This is a genomic window from Bradyrhizobium sp. CCBAU 45321 (assembly GCF_028128975.1).
In the GTDB taxonomy this organism is placed as follows: domain Bacteria; phylum Pseudomonadota; class Alphaproteobacteria; order Rhizobiales; family Xanthobacteraceae; genus Bradyrhizobium; species Bradyrhizobium yuanmingense.
On record NZ_LFKZ01000110.1, the window covers coordinates 13,962 to 33,016 of the forward strand.

The window sequence follows — 19,055 nt, forward strand, 5'->3', positions numbered from 1 at the left end:
GGGGATCTTCCCGGGTCCGAATCCTTGCGGCGAAGCGCCAAAAGCGGCATTGTCGGCCTGACGGTTCCGGGCCCGGATGTCACCGGCTGCGTTCGCTTGCGATACGGCCTTCTGCTGCAAACCCAGGCACCACCAACTCAAGGCGAGCCCTGATGTTTTCAAATCGTTTCAACCGCTGGACTGCTGCCGCCATCGCCCTCATGGGCACCGCGATCGCGACGGTCCCCGGCGCGGTCCTGGCGCAGACGCCGGATCATCCGGAGAACACGGCGGCGCAGTTTCCGACGCGAAACGATCTGAAGTCGCTCACCGGTGCCGGCAGCTATCTCGCCGCCCGCCATGCCAGCGTCGAGCGCGACGCGGCCTCGGCCGCCGCATTCTACCGTTCGGCGCTCCGCACCGATCCCAAGAACAACGAGCTGCTCGACCGTGCCTTCATCTCGTCGGTCGCCGACGGCGACATCGAGGAGGCGGTCAAGCTCGCCGAGCGCATCCTCACCATCGACAAGACCAACCGCGTCGCCCGTCTCGTCGTCGGCGTGCACGATCTCAAGCTGAAGAAGTACGTCGCGGCGCAGACCAACATCAATCAGTCGATCCGTGGTCCGATCACCGATCTCGTCGCCACGCTGCTGTCGGGCTGGGCCGCCTATGGTGCGGGCGATGCCAAGGGTGGTGTCGCCACCATCGACAAGCTGACAGGTCCGGAATGGTATCCGCTGTTCAAGGATCTCCACACCGGCATGATCCTGGAGCTCTCCGGCAAGGACAAGGACGCCGGCACGCGCTTCGAGCGCGCCTACAAGCTCGACGATTCCATGCTGCGCGTGACCGAGGCCTATGCGCGCTGGCTGTCGCGCAACAAGGATTCCGCCGCGGCCACCAATGTCTACCAGGCCTTCGACAAGAAGCTGGCACGCCATCCGCTGATCCAGGAAGGCCTGCGCGAGACCAAGGCCGGCAAGAAGATGCCGCCGCTGGTCGATTCCGCGCAGGCCGGCGCCGCCGAAGCGCTCTACGGCATCGGCGCGACGCTGACCCGCCGCGGCGGCGAGGATCTGGCGCTGGTCTATCTCCAGCTCTCGCTCTACCTGCAGCCGAGCCATCCGCTGGCGCTGCTGTCGCTCGCCGATCTCTACGAATCGGTCAAGCGGCCGAAGATGGCGATCAAGGTCTACGAGCGCGTGCCCGCCAACTCGCCGCTCAAGCGCAACGCGCAGATTCAGCTCGCCATCGATCTCGATTCCGCCGACCGCACCGACGAGGCGATCAAGATCCTCAAGGGCGTCACCTCGGAGGATCCCAAGGACCTCGAAGCCATCATGGCGCTCGGCAACATCGAGCGCGGCCGCAAGCGGTTCGGCGATTGCGGCGCGACCTATTCGCGCGGCATCGAGGTGCTGCCGCCCGGCAACGACAAGGCCAATAGCGTCTGGTACTATTATCGCGGCATCTGCCAGGAGCGCTCCAAGCAATGGGCCAAGGCCGAGGCCGACATGAAGAAGGCGCTGGAGCTGCAGCCCGATCAGCCGCACGTCCTCAACTATCTCGGCTATTCCTGGATCGACCAGGGCGTGAATCTCGACGAAGGCATGAAGATGATCAAGCGGGCCGTCGAGCAGCGTCCCGACGACGGCTACATCGTCGATTCCCTCGGCTGGGCCTATTACCGCATCGGCAATTTCGAGGAGGCGGTGAAGAACCTCGAACGCGCGATCGATCTCAAGCCCGAGGATCCCACCATCAACGACCACCTCGGCGACGCCTATTGGCGCGTCGGCCGAACGCTCGAGGCAAAATTCCAGTGGTCGCATGCGCGCGATCTCAAGCCCGAGCCGGAAGAGCTGCCGAAGATCGAGGCCAAGATCGCCAATGGCCTCCCCGACGACAATTCGAACTCTTCTGCGGCGCAGGCCGAGAAGAAGAAGGACGACGGCAAGGGCGGCTAAGCTAGGCGCATGATCCGGAAAAGTGTGGAGCGGTTTTCCGATCGGATCATGCGCAAACAAGTGAGTCTTGGGGGCTGATCGCCAATGTCGGCGTGGATTGAAGAGGGACGGGCGAAGGTCAATTTGAGCCTTCGCGTCGTCGGCCGTCGTGCCGACGGTTATCATGATCTCGAAAGCGTGGTCGCGTTTGCCGACTGCGCCGACCGGCTCACCTTGGAGCCGGGCGGGGAGCTGAAGCTCACCACGACTGGGCCGCTGGCTGCCGCCTGCGGCGACACCGCCGACAATCTCGTGCTCAAGGCCGCCAAGCTGCTTGCCGAGGCGATCCCTGGCCTGCAGCTGGGCGCCTTCGCGCTCGACAAGGTGCTCCCCGTTGCAGCCGGCATCGGCGGCGGCTCGGCGGATGCCGCGGCCGCGCTGCGGCTCCTGGCGCGTCTCAACGATTTGTCGCTCGATGATCCCCGCATTCAGAAGGTCGCGCTCGCAACCGGCGCCGACGTGCCGGTGTGCCTCCTCTCGCGCGCCTGCGACATGACCGGCGTCGGCGAGCAGCTGCTGCCGCTCGCGCTGCCGAGCATGCCTTGCGTCATGGTCAATCCGCGCGTGCCGGTCGCCACCAAGGACGTGTTCCAGGCGCTGGGCCTGCGCAACGGCGAGCTCCTGGTCGGCGTCACCGACGTCATCCGCGCGCCGGCTTGGCCGGAGGAGGGCGCCTCGATTTCCGATTGGGTCGAGGTTCTCGAGACCGTCGCCAACGATCTCGAAGCGCCCGCGCTGCGGATCGAGCCTGTGATCGGCGAGGTGCTGGACGCCTTGCGCGATTCCGCCGGCGTCAAGCTCGCCCGCATGTCCGGCTCGGGCGCGACGTGCTTTGCGATCTACGGCGCGCCCGCGGAGGCGCATGCCGCGGCCGAAAAGATCCGCCGCGATCACCCCGCCTGGTGGGTGCATGCGGGCACGTTGAGCTAGGGTACCGCTGCCGTAGTGTGGGCAAAGGCGCGATAGCGCTGTGCCCACGATCATTCCCGTTGCGCGGTGAAAGCGGTGGGCACGCTTCGCTTTGCCCACCCTACGGCAGTCAGCTACTCGCCGCTTTCCCCGGTCAATCCCAGAAACGTCCGGATCTCACCCAACACCTCCTGCGGCTTGTCGTGCTGCAGCCAGTGTCCCGCTCCAGCGATGGTCTTGACGCGCGCGTTCTGGAAGTATCGCTCCAGGCCGGCGGACCGAGCGCCCGCTAGAAAGCTTTCGCCGGCATTGAGCAGCAGCGTCGGGCACGTGATCCGCGACCACAGCTCGATGTGATCGTCGGGCCAGAGCCGATGTGGCGCGGAGGCGCGCTGATAGGGATCGAATTTCCAGCTGTAGCTGCCGTCTTCGTTCCGCCGTGCGCCGTGCCTGGCGAGATGCAGCGCGAGGTCGCGGGCAAGGCGCTTGTTGTGAAGCATCATCTGCGCGGCGGCGTCCTCGAGCGTCGCATAGCGGCGCGGGGTGCGGTCGTGCAGTCTGTCGAGCTGGCCGACCCATCTGCCGATGCGCTCATGCGCCGGCGGCTTCGGTGTATCGGGCAGCATGGTCACGCCGTCGAGGACGACGAGCCTCGTGACCTGTTCGGGGAATGCGCCCGAAAAGATCAGGCTCACCATGCCGCCCATCGAATGGCCGATCAGGGTGACCTGAGGCGCTGCGACGGTGCGAACCAGCTGCGCGAGATCGTACACGTATTCTGTCAGCGCGTAGCTGCCGCCTCTCGTCCAGTCGGAATCGCCGTGACCACGCAGGTCGGGCGCGACGACGCGAAAATGCGGTTGCAGCGAACGCGCGATGTGATCCCAGCTGCGGCAATGATCGCGACCGCCATGCACCAGGATGGCGGCGGGTGCACCCTCGTTGCCCCAGTCGGCGTAGTGCAGCCGCAGGCCGTGCGATTCATAGAAGCGGCTTTGCGGGGCGCTAGCCATTTGCCGGCCGCCGCGCCAAAGCGAGCGAGAGGCCGAGGCCGGCGATGAAGACGCCGGAGCCCTGCGTGAGGCGACGCATCAGAAGTGGCCGTCCGGTTAGTTGCGCGCGCGTCGCCGAGGCCATCAGGACTACCACGACATCGGCGAGCGTGTTCAGCGCCACCGAGATCGCACCCAGCAGGATGAATTGCAGCGTCGGGTTCGAGTCCGACGGATCGAGAAACTGAGGAATGAAGGCGAGGAAGAATGCCGCGGTCTTCGGATTGAGCGCTTCGACCAGCACGCCGTCGCGGAACGCGCGCTCGTCGCCGATCGGCTCGCTCCCAAGCGACAGGTTGCTGCCGGCGCTGCGAAAGGTCTTGATGCCCAGCCAGACCAGATAGAGCGCGCCGACGAATTTCACGGCGGCAAACAGCTCCGCGCTGGCCAGGATGATGGCGGAGATGCCGAGGCTGCCCGCGACCACATGAACCAGTCCGCCCAGCGCCGTGCCCGCGGTCGAGGCAAAGCCGCTGGTACGCCCCTCCGACAAGGTTCGCGCGGCGACGTAAAAAATGCCAGGGCCGGGAACGGCGGCAATGAGGAGAGCTGCGGCCAGGAACAGCCAGAAATTGGTTTCGATCATGCCGTTTTCGTAGCGGAGCGGGCGGCGATTGCAAGGCCTCTTGTTCAGCCCAGCCGGCGCAAGATCACGCTGGCATTGACCCCGCCGAAGCCGAACCCGTTGGAGATGGCATGCTGCATCGGCATCGGCCGCGCGCTGCCTGCGACAATATCGATGCCTTCAGCGCTCGCATCGGGGTTTTCGAGATTGAGCGTGGGCGGCGCGATCTGGTCGCGCAATGCGAGCACGGTGAAGATGGCTTCCAGCCCGCCGGCGGCGCCGAGCAGGTGACCCGTGGCCGATTTGGTCGCGCTCACGGCAATGCCGCGGTTGCGGCCGAACAGCGCGCCGATGGCGCCGAGCTCGCTCTCGTCGCCGGCCGGTGTCGAGGTCGCGTGCGCGTTCAGGTGCTGCACATCCGCGGGCGCAAGCTTGGCCTGCCGAAGCGCGATCTCCATGGCGCGGCGGGCACCATCGCCATCGGGCGGCCCCGAGGTCATGTGATAGGCGTCCGCGGTCGTGCCGTAGCCTACGATCTCGGCGATCGGCGTCGCGCCGCGCGCCTGCGCATGCTCCAGCGCCTCGATCACCAGGATGCCGGCGCCTTCGCCCATGACGAAACCGTCGCGGTTGCGATCGAACGGACGCGAGGCGAGCGCTGGCTCGTCGTTGAAGCCGCTCGATAGCGCGCGAGCGGCCGCAAAGCCGCCGAGGCTGACGATGTCGATGCAGGCCTCCGCGCCGCCGCAGATCGCAACGTCCGCTTCGCCTGACCGGATCATGCGCGCGGCATCGCCGATCGCCTGCACGCCCGCCGCGCAGGCCGTGACGGGCGTGCCCAGCGCGCCCTTGTAGCCGTATTTGATCGAGACGTGGCCGGCGGCGAGATTGGCGAGGAACGAGGGGATCGTGAACGGCGACAGCCGGCGCGCGCCGCGCTGCTCGGTGACGCGCACCGCCTCCGCCATGGCGGGAAAGCCGCCGACGCCGGAGGCGATGATCGTCGCGGTGCGCTCGAGCGCGCCAGCGTCCTGCGGTGTCCATTTGGCTTTCGCGACGGCTTCTGCCGTCGCGAGCAGCGCGAACAGGATGAAGCGGTCCATCTTGCGCTGATCCTTGGGTGCGGCAGCCTGCGCCGGATCGAAACCGCCTTCGGCATCATCGGTCTTGTCGGGCACGAGACCTGCGATGCGCGCGGGCAGCGCCTCTGCCCATTCCGGCAACGGGCGCAGCCCGCTTTGCCCGGCGAGCAGCCGCCGCCACGTCAATTCGACGCCGCAGCCAAGCGGCGACACCGCGCCCATTCCCGTCACCACGATACGACGCATGTCAGTCTCCAGCCGGCGCGACGGCCGGGTTCATGGCCTTGAGCGAAGCAAGCCGTGCGCGCATGCCGCGGCTGGCGCGGGGACCTGCGACGACGACCGCATTGGCGAGCGTGATCGGGCGCTTATCGGCGGCATCGACCAAGAGCGGCTCGAGCGGGCGGACATCGTCGCGGCTCGCCAGCAGGATGGATTCGCCTTTTGGCGCCAGATGCTTGTTGCCCCAGGCGAGCAGCGTAGCGATCACGGGGAAGAAATCCCGCGCCTTGTCCGTCAGCACATATTCGTAGCGCGGCGGGCGCTCCTGATAGCGGCGACGCACGAACATGCCGCTTTCGGTGAGATGCGAGAGCCGCCGCGACAGGATGTTGGGCGCAATGCCGAGGCCTTGCGAGAACTCGTCGAACTTCGTCGCACCCTGAAATGCATCGCGCAGAATCAGGATGCTCCACCATTCGCCGACCGTCTCCACCGCGCGGCCGACCGGGCATTCCAGGATCGAAGGGGATTTGGGCTGCATGGCGGGCAAGGTAGGCCAGTAACTTGCAAAATGCAAGTGACTGCATAGGGAGGCATGTGGAGCGAGTGAGGCTGGGTTCTGCTGGTGAGATGAAGCGCGCTCTCGTGCCCCGGACGCAGCGCCTCCTAGCGGTGCGCTGCAGAGCCGGGGCCCATATTGACCATGATTGCGGATGTCGCATGGATCCCGGCTCTGCGCAGCAGCGTTTCACGCTGCAGCGCGTCCGGGACACAAGAGCGAGCGGTGCCGTCGCGGCGTACTCCGTCATTGCGAGCGCAGCGAAGCAATCCAGACTGTTTCCGCGGCGGGATTCTGGATTGCTTCGCTATGCTCGCAATGACGGGTGGAGGGAGCGCGCAAAGCGTGAGCGTCAGTCGCCTAATGCGATCTTGCCAAGCAGAACGCCACGACCTGCTCCAGCGCGCTCTTCATCGGCGAGGGCGGGAACAGCGCCAGCGCATCCACGGCCATGGCGCCGTAGTGCTGGGCACGGATCAGCGTGTCCTCCAGCGCGCGGTGCTTGTTCATGAGGCCGATGGCGTGATCGAGATCGGAATCGCCGATCTCGCCGCGCTCGAGCGCGCGGATCCAGAAGGCGCGCTCGGTGTCGTTGCCGCGGCGGAAGGCGAGCACGACGGGCAGCGTGATCTTGCCTTCGCGGAAATCGTCGCCGGTGTTCTTGCCGAGCTTGGCGCTCTTGCCGCCATAGTCGAGCACGTCGTCGACGAGCTGGAAGGCGATGCCGAGATTCATGCCGACCGAGCGGCAGGCGGTCTGCTCCGCCTTCGGGCGGTTCGCGATCACGGGGCCGACCTCGCAGGCGGCGGCGAACAATTCGGCGGTCTTGCCGCGGATCACGGCGAGATATTCGTCCTCGGTGGTCGCGGTGTTCTTGGCGGCGGCGAGCTGCATCACCTCGCCCTCGGCGATGGTGGCGGCCGCCGCGGAGAGGATGTCGAGCGCGCGCAGCGAGCCGACCTCGACCATCATGCGGAAGGCCTGGCCGAGCAGGAAGTCGCCGACCAGCACGCTTGCCTCGTTGCCCCAGAGCATGCGCGCCGACAGCTTGCCACGGCGCATCTCGCTCTCGTCGACCACGTCGTCGTGGAGCAGGGTGGCGGTGTGCATGAACTCGACGCTTGCAGCTAACTTGATGTGGCCGTCGCCGCTGTAGCCGGCGAGGTTGGCCATGGCGAGCGTCAGCATCGGGCGCAGGCGCTTGCCGCCCGAGGAGATCAAGTGGTTGGCCACTTCAGGGATCATGGTCACGTCGGAGCCGGTCCGCGACAGGATCGTGGCATTGACGCGCTCCATATCGGGAGCGACAAGGGCAACCAGCTCTTCGATCGACGCGCCGGGGGTTTCGAAAGGTACGATGACGGCCACGCCGGTCTCCAATATTTGCCCCGGAAGGGCTATTCTGATGGAAATACAATAGAAACTGGCGGCGGATGCGGCAAGGGCCGCGGAACCATTGACATTTGCCGCGTTAGCCACTTTCAGGCAGGAGACCTCCGTTTTGCGTGAACTGGTTCGGACCAACGATATGGTGCTGGTGTCGGCGATTGGCGCGCTGCTCGACGGCGCCAACATCCATCATCTGGTGCTGGACCAGAACATGAGCATCATCGAGGGGTCTCTCGGCATTCTGCCGCGGCGGATCCTGGTTCATGAGGACGACGCCGAGGAAGCCAGGGCGCTCCTCACCGAGGCAGGCCTCAGCCACGAACTGCGCGGCGATGATTGAGGCCGCGGATATTACCGAGGACGCGTTTCTCGGCGGGCAGTTGCGCTTGATGCAGAAGCGGTCAGGTCACCGCGCCGGGCACGACGCCGTCCTGCTGGCAGCAGCGACCGACGCTAGGGCGGGTGACCGCGTGGTCGAGCTTGGCGCCGGCGTCGGCACGGCGGGCCTTGCGCTGGCGCGGCGCGTCGTGGGGATCAGGCTGAGCCTCGTCGAGATCGATCCGGAACTGGCAGAGCTCGCGCGGGCGAACGCCGCAGCGAACACGATTCCCGCCGAGGTCATCGTGCTCGACGTCACCGCCGACGCGCAGGCGTTTGCAGCGAACGGACTTCTGCCCGACAGTTCCGACGCCGTATTGATGAACCCGCCCTTCAACGATCCCGCACGCCATCGCGGCTCGCCGGATCAGGCGCGCCACACCGCGCATGTGGCGAGGGAGGAGACGCTGCATGCGTGGGTGCATGCAGCCCGGCGCATTCTCCGATCGAGCGGCGTGCTGACCTTGATCTGGCGCGCGGACGGAATTGGCGATGTCATGGCAGCGCTGTCACGCGGCTTCGGCAGCCTCGCGATCCTGCCGGTTCATGGCGAAGCGGGAAAGCCTGCCATCCGGGTGCTGGTGCGCGCAGTCAAAGGCGGCCGGGCACCGTCGCAATTGCTGCCGGGCCTCATGCTCAACGAGGAGTCAAACGTGCCGAAGAAAGAGGTGAAGGATATTCTGGAGGGGAGGGCGGCGTTGCCGCTGGCGAGGCCGTGACGGCTTATTGCGGAAGCGATTCCGTCTGCTGCTCTTGCGGCGACGTAAAGTGAAGCGCCGTGAAAAGCGCACCGATCAGCAGCAACAGCAGATAGATCTTCATGGCGTTTCCTTCCGCTGCGTATTGCAGCTTCCCAACGCGAATTCTGCAAAACACGTTCCTGGCACTTTCAATGACACTCGCGTGATAAGAAATGGTTAATCAGAGGTAAGGCCATGGCCGAACAATTGAACGATCGTGAGAGTTCCGGCCTGGCCGACAAGCTCATGCAATACCTGCCGGCGCGCTTTCGTCCCGGCACGGCGGTCGTGCCTGTGGTGCGACTGTCCGGTGTGATCGGTGCGGTGACGCCGCTGCGTCCGGGCCTGACGCTTGCCGGCGTCTCGCGGGTGCTCGAGCGCGCGTTTTCCTATCGGCACGCCAAGGCCGTGGCGCTGGTGATCAACTCGCCCGGCGGCTCGCCGGTGCAGTCGCGCCAGATCTACTTGCGCATCAAGCAGCTCGCCGCGGAGAAGAAGCTGCCGGTGCTCGTGTTCGTCGAGGACGTCGCGGCCTCCGGCGGTTACATGATCGCCTGCGCGGGCAACGAGATCATCTGCGATCCCTCCTCGATCCTCGGCTCGATCGGCGTGGTCGGCGGCAGTTTCGGTTTTCAGGAGGCGATCAGGCGGCTCGGCATCGAGCGGCGCCTCTACACCTCGGGCGAGCACAAGGCGATGCTCGACCCGTTCCTTCCGGAAAACCCTGACGATGTCATGAGGCTGAAGGCGATCCAGCGCGAGATCCACCAGATCTTCATCGCGCTGGTCAAGGAAAGCCGCGGCGGCCGGCTGAAGGGAGCCGACGATACGCTGTTCACGGGCGAATACTGGGCGGGGGACAGCGCGATCGCGCTGGGGCTCGCCGACAGCATCGGCGATCTCCGCTCAACTCTTCGTTCCCGCTATGGCGAGAAGGTTCTCACCCCCGTGATCGCGCAGCCGACCGGGCTGCTCTCCGGCCTTTTGGGCCGGAAATCGCCCGGCGCGGGGCAGCTTTCGGCTCTGGAATCGATGGCCGGGCTGCCGGACGAGCTGATCTCGGCAGTCGAGACGCGGGCGATTTGGGCGAAATTCGGGTTCTAGGTCTCGCGCTCCCGCGCCATTTCGTCCGGGCGGCACCAATTGCGGCGCAGGTCCATCTGCGCGACAATGCGTGTGGGGGCTGAGCATGAGACGAGGATCGACCGATGCCGCCGTTCGTCGCTTTCGCGGGCGTCCTGGGCGGGCTTGCCGTGGTCCGCTGGGCCTACAAGACCGCCATCCGAATCAACCAGGAGCTTGAGGAGATGCGCCTGTCGCGCGTCACCGAGGCCGCCCGCATGGGGGATATCCAGACGCTGAAGCGTGACCCCGTGACCGGAGCTTACCGGCCGGGTTAAGGGCACACCTCCACGCGTTCGTCATTCCGGGGCTCGCGAAGCGAGAACCCGGAATCCATCCGAACCACGGCCTGCGGGCGCCCCGGAATGACGCCCGAATCCGGCCCCCTTCGCCTTGATTCCCATCCCCGCCGTCGATACGGTCCCGCGCGATTCAAAACCCCCCGCGAGAGCCCGATCTGACGATGGACGCCTCATTGCCCGCCCATATGCGCCCGGAACGCTCGTTCCAGGGCTTCATCCTCGCGCTCCAGCGGTTCTGGGCCGAGCAGGGCTGCGTGATCCTGCAGCCCTACGACATGGAAATGGGCGCGGGCACCTTCCATCCGGCGACCACGCTGCGCGCGCTCGGGCCAAAGCCGTGGAATGCGGCCTATGTGCAGCCCTCGCGCCGGCCCAAGGACGGCCGTTACGGCGAGAACCCGAACCGGATGCAGCATTATTACCAGTTCCAGGTGATCATGAAGCCGTCGCCGCCGAACCTTCAGGAGCTGTACCTGAAGTCGCTCGCCGCGATCGGCATCGATTCCGCCGTGCACGACATCCGCTTCGTCGAGGACGATTGGGAGAGCCCGACGCTGGGCGCCTGGGGCCTCGGTTGGGAGTGCTGGTGCGACGGCATGGAAGTCAGCCAGTTCACTTATTTTCAGCAGGTCGCCGGCTTCGAATGCGCGCCGGTCGCGGGCGAGCTCACCTACGGGCTCGAGCGCCTCGCGATGTATGTGCAGGGCGTCGACCGCGTCTACGACCTCAACTTCAACGGCCGCGAGGGCGATGCCAAGGTCACCTATGGCGACGTGTTCCTGCAGGCCGAGCAGGAATATTCGCGGCACAATTTCGAATATGCCGACACCGCGATGCTGTTCGAACAGTTCAAGATGGCGGAAGCTGCCTGCAGAAAATATCTCGATGCCGGCTGGCGCGACGGCGGCAACCGGAAACAGCACCTGATGGCACTGCCGGCCTATGACCAGTGCATCAAGGCGAGCCACGTCTTCAACCTGCTCGATGCCCGCGGCGTGATCTCCGTGACCGAACGGCAGAGCTACATTCTGCGCGTGCGCGAGCTGGCAAAAGCTTGTGGCGAGGCCTGGATCCACACTGAAGCGGGCGGAGCGGCCTGATGCCCGATCTTTTGCTTGAACTGTTTTCCGAAGAGATTCCCGCGCGCATGCAGGCGAAGGCGGCGGACGATCTGCGCCGCATGGTCACCGACAAGCTGGTTGCCGAAGGCCTGGTCTATGAGGGCGCAAAGGCCTTCGCGACGCCGCGCCGCCTTGCGCTCACCGTGCACGGCATCCCTGCGCGCCAGCCTGACTTGAAGACCGAGCGGCGCGGACCCAAGGTCGGCGCGCCCGATGCGGCCGTGCAGGGCTTCCTGAAAGCGACAGGATTGAAGTCGCTGGACGAAGCAAAAATCCAGCGCGACCCCAAGGGTGATTTCTACATCGGCTTGATCGAGAAGCCCGGCCGCGACGCGATCGACGTGCTCGCCGAGATCCTGCCTGTCATCATTCGCGCCTTCCCGTGGCCGAAATCGATGCGCTGGGGCGCGCGTTCCGGCAAGCCCGGCTCGCTGAACTGGGTGCGTCCGCTGCACGCGATCACCGCGACCTTCGGCCCCGAGACCGAAGAGCCCGATGTCATCAAGTTCGAGGTCGACGGCATCGAGAGCGGCCAGACCACTTATGGCCACCGCTTCCTCGCGCCGGCGCCGATCTCCGTGCGCCGCTTCGAGGACTACGAGGCCAAGCTTCTTGCCGCGAAAGTGGTGCTCGACGCCGAGCGCCGCAAGGACGCCATTCTCACCGACGCCAAGCAGCTCGCGTTCGCGCAAGGTTTTGAGCTGGTCGAGGACCAGAACCTGCTCGATGAGGTCGCCGGCCTGGTCGAATGGCCGGTCGTGCTGATGGGCTCGTTCGAGCCGGAGTTCTTGAAGACTCCCGACGAAGTCATCCGCGCCACCATCCGCAACAACCAGAAGTGCTTTGTGGTGCGCGACCCCAAGACGGGCAAGCTCGCGAGCAAGTTCATCCTGGTCGCCAATATCGAGGCGACCGACGGTGGCAAAACCATCATCGCCGGCAACGAGCGCGTCATCCGGGCGCGGCTATCGGATGCGAAGTTCTTCTACGAGACGGACCTCAAGACCAAGCTCGAGGACCGGCTGCCGAAGTTCGAGCAGATCGTGTTCCATGAGAAGCTCGGCACGCAGGCGGAGCGCATCAAGCGCATCGAGCGGCTTGCTGCGGAGATCGCGCCGCTGGTCGGCGCCGATGTCGCCAAGGCGACGCGCGCGGCGCAGCTCGCCAAGGCGGATCTGCTGACGGAAGTCGTCGGCGAATTCCCTGAAGTGCAGGGCCTGATGGGGAAGTACTATGCGCTGGCGCAGGGCGAGGACGCCTCCGTCGCCGCGGCTAGCGAGGAGCACTACAAGCCGCAAGGGCCTGCTGATCGCGTTCCGACCGATCCGGTCAGCGTTGCCGTGGCGCTCGCGGACAAGATCGATACCCTGGTTGGGTTCTGGGCGATCGACGAGAAGCCGACCGGCAGCAAGGATCCGTATGCGTTGCGTCGCGCAGCGCTCGGTGTGATCCGATTGATTGCCGAGAACGCGCTGCGTCTGTCGCTCATGAAGGTGGCGGGATCCGCGCTCGCCGGCTTGTCGGTGAAGCCGACCGATGCCTCGCAGCTCCCGAGCGATCTACTGGCCTTCTTTGCCGATCGCCTGAAAGTCCAGCTTCGCGAGCAGGGCGCACGGCACGATCTCGTCGACGCCGTGTTCGCGCTCGGCGGGCAGGACGATCTCCTGATGATTGTCCGCCGCGTCGAGGCGCTCGGGAAATTCCTCGACACTGACGACGGCAAGAACCTGCTCGCCGGCACCAAGCGCGCCAGCAACATCCTGGCGATCGAGGAGAAGAAGGACAAGCGCAGCTTCGACGGCGTGCCCGATGCCGCGCTCTACAGCCTCGCTGAGGAAAAAGCGCTCGCAAAGGCGATCGGCGAGGTCAAGGCGGAAGCCGGCGCCGCCGTGGCCAGGGAGGACTTCGCTGCCGCCATGAGCGCGATGGCGAAGCTGCGCCCGCCGGTGGATGCGTTCTTCGACAAGGTGCGCGTCAACGACGACGATGCCAAGGTGCGCGAGAACCGCCTGAAGCTCCTGAACGAAATCCGCAGCGCCACGCGCGCGGTCGCGGATTTCTCGAAGATCCAGGATTGAGGCGCGGCCGCGCTACAAGCGCCACCGTCATTCCGGGGCGCGCCCCTTGGCGCGAGCCCGGAATCTATTCCCCCTCACGCGCTGCGGCCCGATGGATTCCGGGCTCGCGCTTCGCGCGCCCAGAATGACAGAGCGCAAAAATGCCCCGCCCGGCGGGGGGAGGACCGGGCGGGGCCTGATGTCCGATTTAACACTGCTCGCGCCAGCCTGATGTGACGCGCCGGACATCGAATGGAGCGGCAGCGTGTTTAGTCCAGCACCTCGACAATGCGACGCGACCGCGGCTCGACCAGCACGGTTTCGCCGTTCACGACGGTGTAGCGATAGGTCGTGGCGCCGAAACGTTGCGGCACGTCATAATAGGTGACGCCGACTTCGGGTAAGGTGGCACCGACCACCACGCGATCCGGAATGCGGAAGGGCGGAACACGTTGTTCAACGACATATTCGCGGAAGGCGGGCCGCTGTTCGACGGCAATGGTCGGAGCACCGTCGACCACGGCGGGCGCGCGTCCGACTGTGACGCTGCTTTGCGCCTGCGCCGCAAGGGGCGCGCCGATCGCGACGGCGAGCGCTGCGAGAGCAAGAATCCTGTTCCGCATGGACAACTCCTTCGACTTGAATCTTCTGACGCGCCAATGGCGCGACCGGTTGCCAATGCATGCCGAAAGCCAATGTTCCGGCAAAAGGTCTGCCGCATTCGCGGCAATTTCGGGCAGTTTTCGTGAGGTGGGGAACTCGTAGCCATTCTTGCGCATCTCTACTCCCGGAACTTGGCCGGTTATGATCCGCGCGCGATTCGCCTCACCTCCACAGAAAGATAGTTCATGCACATCACCGTCGCCCACATTTCGCCGATCCTGTCGTTGATTGCGGGCGTGCTCATCCTGATCATGCCGCGGCTCCTCAACCTCATCGTCGCGATCTTCCTCATCGTCAACGGCGCGATCGGGCTCGGGCTCCTGAAGTGGCTCCGCTTCTAGGCGTTCACTTTTCGGAACTGTCCGTCTTGCGCGGGCCCGCCCAAAGTGGTGTAAGGCCCGCGATTTCCCATTCCTCTCGCAGGTTGTGTGCAAGCTATGGCCAAAGCCGCCTCGAAGCCTTCTAAAACTGCAGCGAAATCAAAGCCCTCCGCCAAGGCGAAGGCCGCGCCGGCGGCCCGCAAGGCGCTGGCCAAGAGCGCGCCGAAGCCGGTCGCCAAACCCACTGCAAAGCCGGTGGCAAAGGCAATGACCAAGGCGGCTTCGCCGAAGGTTGCCGCGAAGCCTACGCCGAAGAAGGTTGTGCCTGCCAAGGCGGCGCCGGCAGCGGCCAAGGCCGGCAAATGGGTCTACACGTTCGGTGACGGCAAGGCCGAGGGCCGGACGGAAATGCGCGACCTGCTCGGCGGCAAGGGCGCCAACCTCGCCGAGATGGCCAATCTCGGCCTGCCGGTGCCTCCGGGTTTCACCATCCCGACCTCGGTCTGCACCTATTTCTACGAGCACGACAAGACCTACCCGAAGGAACTGAAGCCGCAGGTTGAGAAGGCGCTCGACTATGTCGGCAAGTTGACCGGCAAGGTGTTCGGCGACACCAGGAACCCGCTGCTCGTCTCGGTGCGCTCCGGCGCGCGCGCCTCGATGCCGGGCATGATGGACACCGTGCTCAATCTCGGCCTCAACGACCAGACCGTGGAAGCGCTGGCCGAGCTGTCGGGCGACCGCCGTTTCGCCTATGACAGCTATCGCCGCTTCATCACGATGTATTCCGACGTGGTGCTCGGCTTCGAGCATCATCATTTCGAGGAGATCCTCGACACCTTCAAGGACAGTCAGGGCTACACGCTCGACACCGATCTGTCGGCCGAGGATTGGGTCGAACTGGTCGGCAAGTACAAGGACGCGGTCGCACGCGAGACCGGCAAGGAATTCCCGCAGGATCCGCACGACCAACTCTGGGGCGCGATCGGCGCGGTGTTCTCATCCTGGATGAACGCGCGCGCGGTGACCTACCGCAAGCTGCACGACATTCCGGAATCCTGGGGCACCGCGGTCAACGTGCAGGCCATGGTGTTCGGCAACATGGGCGAGACCTCGGCCACGGGCGTTGCCTTCACCCGCAACCCCTCGACCGGCGAGAGCAAGCTCTACGGCGAGTTCCTGATCAACGCGCAGGGCGAGGACGTGGTCGCGGGCATCCGCACGCCGCAGGACATCACCGAGGAGGCGCGCAAGGAGTCGGGCTCCGACAAGGCGTCGATGGAAGCGGCGATGCCGGAAGCCTTCAAGGAGCTGACGCGGATCTACACGCTGCTCGAGAAGCACTACCGCGACATGCAGGACATGGAGTTCACCGTCGAGCAGGGTAAGCTCTGGATGCTCCAGACCCGCGGCGGCAAGCGCACTGCCAAGGCGGCGCTGCGCATCGCGGTCGAGCTCGCCAATGAGGGCCTGATCTCGAAGAAGGAAGCGGTGACGCGGATCGATCCGGCCTCGCTCGACCAGCTCCTGCATCCGACCATCGATCCCAACGCCAAGCGCGACGTGATCGCGACCGGCCTGCCGGCATCGCCGGGCGCGGCCTCGGGCGAGATCGTGTTCTCCTCGGACGAGGCGGCCAAGCTTCAGGGCGACGGACGCAAGGTGATTTTGGTCCGCATCGAGACCAGCCCGGAAGACATCCACGGCATGCACGCCGCCGAAGGCATCCTGACCACGCGCGGCGGCATGACCTCGCACGCGGCGGTGGTCGCGCGCGGCATGGGCAAGCCCTGCGTCTCCGGCTGCGGCACCATCCGCGTCGATTACGGCCGCGGCACCATGAGCATCGGCTCGCGCACCTTCAAGACCGGTGACGTCATCACCATCGACGGCTCGCTCGGCCAGGTGCTCGCCGGCCGCATGCCGATGATCGAGCCGGAGCTGTCCGGCGAGTTCGGCACGCTGATGAACTGGGCCGACCAGGTCCGCAAGATCGGCGTCCGCGTCAACGGCGACACGCCGGACGACGCGCGCACGGCGATCAAGTTCGGCGCGGAAGGCATCGGCCTCTGCCGCACCGAGCATATGTTCTTCGAGGAGACGCGCATCCGCACGGTGCGCGAGATGATCCTCTCCGAGGACGAGCAGTCGCGCCGCGCCGCGCTGGCAAAACTGCTGCCGATGCAGCGCGCCGACTTCGTCGAGCTGTTCGAGATCATGAAGGGCCTGCCCGTCACGATCCGGCTTCTGGATCCTCCCCTTCATGAATTCCTGCCGCACACCCATGCCGAGGTCGAGGAAGTGGCGCGCGCCATGAACACCGACCCACGGCGCCTCGCCGATCGCGCCCGCGAGCTCTCGGAGTTCAACCCGATGCTCGGCTTCCGCGGCTGCCGCATCGCCATCGCCTATCCCGAGATCGCCGAGATGCAGGCCCGCGCGATCTTCGAGGCGGCGGTCGAGGCGCAGAAGCGCACCGGCAAGGCCGTCGGCCTCGAGGTGATGGTGCCGCTGATCGCGACCAAGGCCGAGCTCGACCTGGTCAAGGCACGGATCGATGCCACCGCGCAGGCCGTGATGCGCGAGACCAACACCAAGCTGGCCTATCAGGTCGGCACCATGATCGAGCTGCCGCGCGCCTGCCTGCTCGCGGGCGAGATCGCGCAGTCGGCCGAGTTCTTCTCGTTCGGCACCAACGACCTGACGCAGACGACCTACGGCATCAGCCGCGACGACGCGGCGAGCTTCCTCGGTCCCTATGTGGCGAAGGGCATCCTCACGGTCGATCCCTTCATCTCGCTCGATCAGGAAGGCGTCGGCGAGCTGGTCAAGATCGGCGTCGCCCGCGGCCGCAAGACCCGCGCGTCGCTCAAGGTCGGCATCTGCGGCGAGCATGGCGGCGATCCTGCCTCCGTCGCCTTCTGTCACCATATCGGTCTCGACTACGTCTCCTGCTCGCCCTACCGCGTGCCGATCGCGCGGCTTGCAGCGGCGCAGGCCGCGCTAGGCAAGGCGATCGCGAGTCAGGCGTAAGCCGAAACACAGACTTGAATTGAGAGAGGCGGGGCCCAGCCCCGCCTCTCATTTTTGGCACTGCTCTCTCCGCGTCGTCATTGCGAGCGTAGCGACTTGTCCGCCGAAGCCTCGGCGAAGGCGGAAGCAATCCAGAATCGTTCCGCAGAGGGACTCTACTCGGCGCCCCTCACATCATCCCCGTCTCGTCCTCCTCGGCCTGCCCGATCAGCGCCGCGCTCGCTACCTCCTCGCGGCGGGGCACGACGAACATCATCACGCAGGCGCAAAGGGTCGAGATCGCGAGGACCGCTGAGGTCAGCGGCAGCGTCGATGCGGAGTGGCCGCCGAGATAGGCGCCGAACTGCGACATCAGCGCGCCAATGCCTTGCTGCAGGAAACCCATCGCGCCCGAGGCGGTGCCGGCCGCTTCGGGACGGATGCTGATGGCGCCGGCGGCGGAATTCGCCATCACGAAGGCATTGCCGGCCATCACGATCATATGGGTGCCGAACAGCCAGGCGGGCGCCTCGTTCCAGCCGACGAAGCTCCAGATTAGGTTCGCAAGGCTGCCGCAGAGCTGCAGGGCGAGCCCGAACCAGATCAGCTTCTCCAGTGAGTGGCGCGGCGCAAAGCGCACGCAGAGCAGGTTGCCGACCAGAAACGCAAAGCCCGTCGTCGCGAACCAGGCGCCGTATTCGGCGCTGCTGCGGCCCATCTGCGTCACCACGATGTAGGGTCCGCCGCCGGCGAAGGTGAAAATGATCTGGGACGCCAGCACCTGGCACATCACATAGCCGACGAAGGCGCGGTTGCGGATGAGCATGCCGATATCGCCGCGGAAGCCGCTGCCGGCGGCGCGGCTGCGGCGGGTCTCAGGCAGCGCCAAGGCGATCCCGACGGCAACGACGATGGCGGCGATGGTGATGGCGTAGAAGATCGCGCGCCAGCCGAACGCGGTCTCGATCAGGCCGCCGGTGAGCGGCGAGACCATCTGCCCGACCATCAGCGCCGCGACCACGAGGCTGATCATCGAGGCGACGCGGTCGCGCTCGTAGATGTCGCGGATGATGGCCCGGCTGATCACCATGCCGGATGCGCCGCCGAGCGCCTGGAAGAAACGTGCGGCAATCAGCTGCGGCAGGGTCTCGGCGAAAATGCAGGCGACGCTGGCCGCCACCATCAGTGCAAGTCCTCCGAGCAGCACCGGGCGCCGCCCGAACCGGTCCGATAGCGGGCCCATGATCAGCTGCGACAGCGCGATGCCAACCATGTAGAGCGACACCGTCATCTGCGCGATCGAGATGTCGCTGCCGAAATCCGTCGCCAGCACCGGCAGCGCCGGAACCAGGATGTAGAGCGAGATCGGCGCGACCCCGGTCATCACCACCAGCAGCAGCAACACCAGGCGCGACGTCGCGAGGTTGCCGGCCGCTTCGGGCGGCTTGCTGATGATGCCGTGCATCGCCGGACACTAGCCGCATCGCGTTGCGAGCGAATACGCTCATTTCGGCATACGGCTATGCGCGAGGCGTCAAGGCGCTGGGCCTCTAGGGTGGGCAAAGACGCGCTCT

At 65.8% G+C, this 19,055-nt stretch carries 17 protein-coding genes; 10 read left to right on the forward strand and 7 right to left on the reverse strand.

Annotated features, from left to right (window positions below; translation table 11 throughout):
* Positions 1 to 152: 152 nt before the first annotated feature.
* Together ACM43_RS13075 and ACM43_RS13080 are read left to right on the forward strand one after the other, a co-directional pair.
* A complete protein-coding gene (locus tag ACM43_RS13075) occupies positions 153 to 1,949 on the forward strand; it encodes a tetratricopeptide repeat protein (RefSeq protein WP_157284776.1) in 1,797 nt (598 codons plus the stop codon).
* Between the two features lie 84 nt (positions 1,950 to 2,033).
* Positions 2,034 to 2,918, forward strand: a complete 885-nt coding sequence (locus ACM43_RS13080; protein WP_271540451.1) for a 4-(cytidine 5'-diphospho)-2-C-methyl-D-erythritol kinase — start codon at positions 2,034 to 2,036, stop codon at positions 2,916 to 2,918.
* A gap of 113 nt (positions 2,919 to 3,031) precedes the next feature.
* On the opposite strand, the gene ACM43_RS13085 is transcribed toward ACM43_RS13080, so the two are convergent.
* The 5 genes from ACM43_RS13085 to ACM43_RS13105 all read right to left on the reverse strand — a co-directional run bounded on the left by ACM43_RS13085 (position 3,032) and on the right by ACM43_RS13105 (position 7,745).
* Entirely contained in the window at positions 3,032 to 3,910 is an 879-nt protein-coding gene (locus ACM43_RS13085) for an alpha/beta fold hydrolase (RefSeq protein ID WP_271540453.1), read from the reverse strand.
* Positions 3,903 to 4,535, reverse strand: a complete 633-nt coding sequence (locus ACM43_RS13090; RefSeq protein ID WP_271540455.1) for a LysE family translocator — start codon at positions 4,533 to 4,535, stop codon at positions 3,903 to 3,905. Before ACM43_RS13090 ends, ACM43_RS13085 begins: the two co-directional genes overlap by 8 nt.
* Positions 4,536 to 4,579: 44 nt before the next feature.
* Complete coding sequence (gene fabF, locus ACM43_RS13095; protein WP_271540457.1) at positions 4,580 to 5,842, reverse strand: beta-ketoacyl-ACP synthase II; 1,263 nt, start codon at positions 5,840 to 5,842, stop codon at positions 4,580 to 4,582.
* A gap of 1 nt (position 5,843) precedes the next feature.
* Complete coding sequence (locus tag ACM43_RS13100; protein WP_271540459.1) at positions 5,844 to 6,359, reverse strand: winged helix-turn-helix transcriptional regulator; 516 nt, start codon at positions 6,357 to 6,359, stop codon at positions 5,844 to 5,846.
* Positions 6,360 to 6,737: 378 nt separating this feature from the next.
* Complete coding sequence (locus tag ACM43_RS13105) at positions 6,738 to 7,745, reverse strand: polyprenyl synthetase family protein (RefSeq protein ID WP_271540461.1); 1,008 nt, start codon at positions 7,743 to 7,745, stop codon at positions 6,738 to 6,740.
* Positions 7,746 to 7,878: 133 nt separating this feature from the next.
* Between ACM43_RS13105 and ACM43_RS13110 the strand changes: the two genes are divergently transcribed.
* The 6 genes from ACM43_RS13110 (at position 7,879) to glyS (ending at position 13,507) form a co-directional block, all read left to right on the forward strand.
* The gene (locus tag ACM43_RS13110) at positions 7,879 to 8,106 is read left to right on the forward strand and encodes a putative signal transducing protein (RefSeq protein ID WP_008562067.1); all 228 of its coding nucleotides are present in this window, start codon (positions 7,879 to 7,881) and stop codon (positions 8,104 to 8,106) included.
* Entirely contained in the window at positions 8,099 to 8,863 is a 765-nt protein-coding gene (locus tag ACM43_RS13115) for a tRNA1(Val) (adenine(37)-N6)-methyltransferase (protein WP_271540465.1), read from the forward strand. Before ACM43_RS13110 ends, ACM43_RS13115 begins: the two co-directional genes overlap by 8 nt.
* Before the next feature lie 216 nt (positions 8,864 to 9,079).
* Complete coding sequence (locus ACM43_RS13120; protein WP_271540467.1) at positions 9,080 to 9,988, forward strand: S49 family peptidase; 909 nt, start codon at positions 9,080 to 9,082, stop codon at positions 9,986 to 9,988.
* A 104-nt stretch (positions 9,989 to 10,092) separates the two neighbouring features.
* Complete coding sequence (locus ACM43_RS13125; protein ID WP_036006375.1) at positions 10,093 to 10,284, forward strand: hypothetical protein; 192 nt, start codon at positions 10,093 to 10,095, stop codon at positions 10,282 to 10,284.
* 185 nt (positions 10,285 to 10,469) lie between these two features.
* Positions 10,470 to 11,408, forward strand: a complete 939-nt coding sequence (locus tag ACM43_RS13130; protein ID WP_157284768.1) for a glycine--tRNA ligase subunit alpha — start codon at positions 10,470 to 10,472, stop codon at positions 11,406 to 11,408.
* Positions 11,408 to 13,507: a glycine--tRNA ligase subunit beta gene (glyS, locus tag ACM43_RS13135; protein ID WP_271540470.1), complete on the forward strand. Its 2,100-nt coding sequence runs from the start codon at positions 11,408 to 11,410 to the stop codon at positions 13,505 to 13,507. The genes ACM43_RS13130 and glyS overlap by 1 nt, the downstream gene beginning before the upstream one ends.
* A 248-nt stretch (positions 13,508 to 13,755) precedes the next feature.
* On the opposite strand, the gene ACM43_RS13140 is transcribed toward glyS, so the two are convergent.
* Complete coding sequence (locus ACM43_RS13140) at positions 13,756 to 14,109, reverse strand: DUF1236 domain-containing protein (protein ID WP_157284819.1); 354 nt, start codon at positions 14,107 to 14,109, stop codon at positions 13,756 to 13,758.
* A gap of 225 nt (positions 14,110 to 14,334) precedes the next feature.
* Between ACM43_RS13140 and ACM43_RS13145 the strand changes: the two genes are divergently transcribed.
* Positions 14,335 to 14,490: a DUF3096 domain-containing protein gene (locus ACM43_RS13145; RefSeq protein WP_008562090.1), complete on the forward strand. Its 156-nt coding sequence runs from the start codon at positions 14,335 to 14,337 to the stop codon at positions 14,488 to 14,490.
* A gap of 96 nt (positions 14,491 to 14,586) precedes the next feature.
* A complete protein-coding gene (ppdK, locus tag ACM43_RS13150; protein ID WP_271540472.1) occupies positions 14,587 to 17,502 on the forward strand; it encodes a pyruvate, phosphate dikinase in 2,916 nt (971 codons plus the stop codon).
* Positions 17,503 to 17,671: 169 nt separating this feature from the next.
* On the opposite strand, the gene ACM43_RS13155 is transcribed toward ppdK, so the two are convergent.
* Positions 17,672 to 18,946, reverse strand: coding sequence for a multidrug effflux MFS transporter (locus ACM43_RS13155; RefSeq protein ID WP_271540474.1), 1,275 nt, complete (start codon positions 18,944 to 18,946; stop codon positions 17,672 to 17,674).
* Between the last annotated feature and the right edge of the window lie 109 nt (positions 18,947 to 19,055).

Coding starts and splice junctions, on each gene's coding strand:
- ACM43_RS13145 (WP_008562090.1), top strand. CDS start 14,335: ATGCACATCACCGTCGCCCACATTTCGCCGATCCTGTCGTTGATTGCG.
- glyS (WP_271540470.1), top strand. CDS start 11,408: ATGCCCGATCTTTTGCTTGAACTGTTTTCCGAAGAGATTCCCGCGCGC.
- ACM43_RS13155 (WP_271540474.1), bottom strand. CDS start 18,946: ATGCACGGCATCATCAGCAAGCCGCCCGAAGCGGCCGGCAACCTCGCG.
- ACM43_RS13085 (WP_271540453.1), bottom strand. CDS start 3,910: ATGGCTAGCGCCCCGCAAAGCCGCTTCTATGAATCGCACGGCCTGCGG.
- fabF (WP_271540457.1), bottom strand. CDS start 5,842: ATGCGTCGTATCGTGGTGACGGGAATGGGCGCGGTGTCGCCGCTTGGC.
- ACM43_RS13090 (WP_271540455.1), bottom strand. CDS start 4,535: ATGATCGAAACCAATTTCTGGCTGTTCCTGGCCGCAGCTCTCCTCATT.
- ACM43_RS13115 (WP_271540465.1), top strand. CDS start 8,099: ATGATTGAGGCCGCGGATATTACCGAGGACGCGTTTCTCGGCGGGCAG.
- ACM43_RS13100 (WP_271540459.1), bottom strand. CDS start 6,359: ATGCAGCCCAAATCCCCTTCGATCCTGGAATGCCCGGTCGGCCGCGCG.
- ACM43_RS13125 (WP_036006375.1), top strand. CDS start 10,093: ATGCCGCCGTTCGTCGCTTTCGCGGGCGTCCTGGGCGGGCTTGCCGTG.
- ACM43_RS13140 (WP_157284819.1), bottom strand. CDS start 14,109: ATGCGGAACAGGATTCTTGCTCTCGCAGCGCTCGCCGTCGCGATCGGC.
- ACM43_RS13120 (WP_271540467.1), top strand. CDS start 9,080: ATGGCCGAACAATTGAACGATCGTGAGAGTTCCGGCCTGGCCGACAAG.
- ACM43_RS13080 (WP_271540451.1), top strand. CDS start 2,034: ATGTCGGCGTGGATTGAAGAGGGACGGGCGAAGGTCAATTTGAGCCTT.
- ppdK (WP_271540472.1), top strand. CDS start 14,587: ATGGCCAAAGCCGCCTCGAAGCCTTCTAAAACTGCAGCGAAATCAAAG.
- ACM43_RS13130 (WP_157284768.1), top strand. CDS start 10,470: ATGGACGCCTCATTGCCCGCCCATATGCGCCCGGAACGCTCGTTCCAG.
- ACM43_RS13075 (WP_157284776.1), top strand. CDS start 153: ATGTTTTCAAATCGTTTCAACCGCTGGACTGCTGCCGCCATCGCCCTC.